This window comes from Streptomyces prasinopilosus, assembly GCF_001419695.1.
Classification (GTDB): Bacteria; Actinomycetota; Actinomycetes; order Streptomycetales; family Streptomycetaceae; genus Streptomyces; species Streptomyces prasinopilosus.
Genome location: NZ_LIRG01000729.1, coordinates 1 through 3,459 on the forward strand (window position 1 = coordinate 1; position 3,459 = coordinate 3,459).

The 3,459-nt window shown below is 73.0% G+C and carries 4 protein-coding genes; 3 read left to right on the forward strand and 1 reads right to left on the reverse strand.

The annotated features are described in order from the left end of the window. The coding region (locus AOK18_RS25365; protein ID WP_055695839.1) for an AMP-dependent synthetase/ligase at positions 1-1,624 on the forward strand (1,624 nt) is incomplete at its 5' end. Between the two features lie 148 nt (positions 1,625-1,772). Continuing rightward, positions 1,773-2,207, forward strand: a complete 435-nt coding sequence (locus AOK18_RS25370; RefSeq protein WP_055695840.1) for an ATP-binding protein — start codon at positions 1,773-1,775, stop codon at positions 2,205-2,207. A gap of 106 nt (positions 2,208-2,313) precedes the next feature. Here AOK18_RS25370 and AOK18_RS25375 read toward each other — a convergent pair whose 3' ends face one another. Beyond that, positions 2,314-2,718, reverse strand: a complete 405-nt coding sequence (locus AOK18_RS25375) for a PRC-barrel domain-containing protein (RefSeq protein ID WP_055695841.1) — start codon at positions 2,716-2,718, stop codon at positions 2,314-2,316. Between the two features lie 263 nt (positions 2,719-2,981). Between AOK18_RS25375 and AOK18_RS25380 the strand changes: the two genes are divergently transcribed. After that, positions 2,982-3,389, forward strand: coding sequence for an STAS domain-containing protein (locus tag AOK18_RS25380; RefSeq protein WP_055573010.1), 408 nt, complete (start codon positions 2,982-2,984; stop codon positions 3,387-3,389). The last annotated feature ends 70 nt before the right edge of the window (positions 3,390-3,459 follow it).

Here is a 3,459-nt window from a genome sequence, read left to right on the forward strand (position 1 = left end):
CTGCTCCCGCGCCGAGGTCGTCCCCATCTACCCGACCTCGTCGCGGGAGCAGGTGGAGTGGATCCTCAGGGACTCCGGATGCGTCGCCGTGGTGGTCGAGGACGAGCAGGGGGTGATGACCGTCGGGTCCGTGTGCGCCGCGCTGCCGCGGCTGCGGCACGTCTGGCAGCTGGACTCGGGTGCGCTGGAACAGCTGGTGGCGCGCGGCGAGCACATGCCGCCGGCCACGGTCGACTCGCTGCGCCGGATCGTGCTGCCGGACTCCACGGCGGTGATCGCCTACACGTCCGGCACCTCGGGGCAGGCGAGGGGGTGCGCGCTGAGCCACCGCAACCTGGCCGCCCCCTGCGACACCCTGCTGGAGGGCTGGGCCCATACGGCCGCGGAGCCGGGCGAGCAGCCGGTCGTCCTCGCCTTTCTGCCGTTCTCCCACGTGTACGGGCTGATGGTCCAGGGCCTGTGCGTGCGGGGCGGCCTGCTGATGGGGCACGAGCCCGACCTCGGCTCGGAGTCCCTGGCCGCGGCCCTGCGCACCCTGAGGCCCACCTACCTGTACGCGGTCCCCTCGCTGCTGGAGAAGATCTACAAGAACTTCCTGCGCACCGCGCAGCAGGCGGGCCGCGGGGCCCTGTTCGAGCGGGCCGCCGACACGGCCCGCGACTTCGCCGCCGCCGTGGAGCGGCAGCGGCTGGGCCGGGGCCCGGGGCCCGGCCTCGACCTGCGGCTGCAGCACGCCCTGTACGAGCGGACGGTGTACCGCAGGCTGCGGGCCGCGCTGGGCGGCCGGGTGCGCAGGGCCACCTCGGGCGGCTCGACGCTCAGCCGCGACCTGTCCCTCTTCTACGAGGGCATCGGCATCTACGTGCACGACGGCTACGGGCTCACCGAGACCGGCGGCGGGGTGACGATGCAGCCGCTCGGCCGGGAGAAGTCGGGCACCGTCGGGCGGGCGCTGCCGGGCAACGAGATCCGGGTCGCCGACGACGGGGAGATCCTGGTGCGCGGACCGTCGGTCTTCCAGGGCTACGCGGGCGACGAGGCCGCCACCCTGACCGCGCTGGCCGGCGGCTGGCTGGCCACGGGGGACATCGGCAGGCTGGACCAGGAGGGCTACCTGACGATCACCGGCCGCAAGAAGGACGTCATCATCACCAGCAGCGGCAAGAGCGTCGCGCCCGCGGCCCTGGAACAGCGGCTGCGGATGCACCCGCTCGTCCACCAGGCCGTCGTGGTGGGCGACGACCGGCCCTGCGTGGGGGCCCTGATCACACTGGACCCGGACTTCCTCGCGCACTGGCGCGGGGCGCTCTCGCTGCCGGGTGACGCGCCCACCCGCGAGGCACGGGAGGAGAACGCGCTGCGCGAGGAGATCGCGAGGGCGGTCACCGCGGCGAACAGCAGCGTGTCGCGTTCGGAGTCGATCCGGGTGTTCCGGGTGCTGCCCGAGCCGTTCGACGTCACCAACGGGCTGCTGACGCCGTCGATGAAGCTGCGCCGGGACGAGATCGTGCGCCGCCACGCCCTGGAGATCGACGCGATGTACCACTCCCGTTCCCGCCCGGAGCGGGAGCCGCTGCCCGAGGAACCGTCGCTCTGGGACGACTCGGACAACGTCTTCCGCTGAGCGCCGGCAGTGACGGGGCCGTCACCCCCGGCTCGTACGGATACGGGCGCGTAGGGTCCGGCGGTCCGGGAACCCACAGACCAGGAGAACGAAGGAAAACACCGCACATGAACGACTGGCCCGTGGTAGCCGGGGCAGGGAAGGCGACATGGCATCCGAGTCGCACAGGGACAGGTCACTGGCCGCAGAGGAGATCACGGAACGCGTCGCCGGCTTCACCGGGGAGCTGCACGACGTCACCGACGCACGCCTGGTGGCGGAGAGGTTCCTCCTCGATCTGGCGCGCGTCTCCCCTCCGACGGCCCCGGAGCACTGGGACGACATCCTCCTGGTGGTCACGGAACTCGCCGCCAACGCGGTCCAGTACGCGCCGGGACCGTTCCGGCTGCGGCTGCGCAGGACGTTCGACGGGGTGCACGTGGTGATGCACGACACGAGCACCACCGAGCCCGCGCCTCGGCCCTTCAGGCCGAGCCGCGGTGGGGGCGGCATCGGCTGGCACCTGATCCACACGCTGTGCGATCAGGTCAGCGTGGTCGGCACCGCGGACGGCAAGGACATCCACGTGTTCCTGCCCTGGTGACCGCCGTCCGCCCCGGCGGCGTCCGCCCGGGGCCGCGCACGGCGCCGGCCGGTGTCCGCGGGGCGGACACCGGCCGGCGGTCGGTGCGGGGATCACCGCGGGGCGGTCATCCGGCCGGGGTGCCGGGAGCCGCCCCGGGCGGGGGTCCGGGGCGTGTCAGCGCCCAGTAGTAGTCGCCGACCGTGGTGAGGTAGCCCGGGTCCAGGGTCTCGCTGTCGGTCCTGAACCGGGGCGCGGCCTTCACCTCGGGCCTGGTGCAGGACACGGTGATCTTCCGTTCGCCGGTGTCGACGGCGGCGACGACGCCGACCGGCACGAGCAGACTCCGGCCGAACACCCAGACGCCCGTGTCGACGACCAGGTGCCGCATGGCGTGAGGGTCGGCCTGCCGGTCCACATGGCCGATGGTGCTGCCGTCGCTCGCAACGACGGTGTATCCCGTGAGGTCCGGATCCTGCCCCTGGGCGGGACCCAGCTCCGGCGCGTATGACCAGATGCTGTCCGTGGGCACGCTGCTCCTTGCCTCCCTGTGATGACGATCCCGGAGCGGGCGGGACCCGCTCTCCGGGATCGTCCGTCTCCACAGCAGCCAACTACCCTTCCGGGGCGGGCGCATTCGGCCGGCGAGGACACAAAACCCGCACAGGTCCGGACCTGTCCCGGAGGGACCGGTCACCGGACCCGCACGCACGGACCGGCATGACGTGGTGATCCCGGGGTAGGCGCCTGCGCGTACGGCCGGACCCGGCCGTCGGCTCGACGTGGGAGGTATGTGTGTCCATGGCCCTGAACCCGCTGTCCGTGGAGGTGACCGTGGTCCGGGAGGATGTCGCCCTGTTCACGGTGCAGGGCGACCTGGACGCCGACACCGGGACCGATTTCCAGCACCACCTGGCCAACCAGCTCCACCACGGGCGCCGGCACTTCCTGCTGGACCTGACGGCGGTCCCCTTCATGGACTCGTCCGGCATGAACATCATCCTGCGCGTCTACCAGGAGGTCCGGGAGCTGCCGGGCAGCGTGCACATCATCTCCCCCACGCCCGCGGTGCGCCGCATCCTGGACCTGACCGGCGTGAGCATCACGGTCCCGGTGTCCCAGAGCGCCGAGGAGGCGCTGGAGCGGGTCGACGCCCTGCCCGGCGGGGCGCAGCGGCCGGACGCGGGACCACCGGAGTCCTGAGCGGGAGGCGGGGAGGCCCGGTGCGCCGTCGCACCGGGCCTCCCCGCCTCCCGCGCGGGCCCGGGCGCCC

What these genes read in the sequence shown, in the direction of transcription:
- AOK18_RS25370 (WP_055695840.1), top strand. Translation starts at nt 1,773, where the DNA reads ATGGCATCCGAGTCGCACAGGGACAGGTCACTGGCCGCAGAGGAGATC.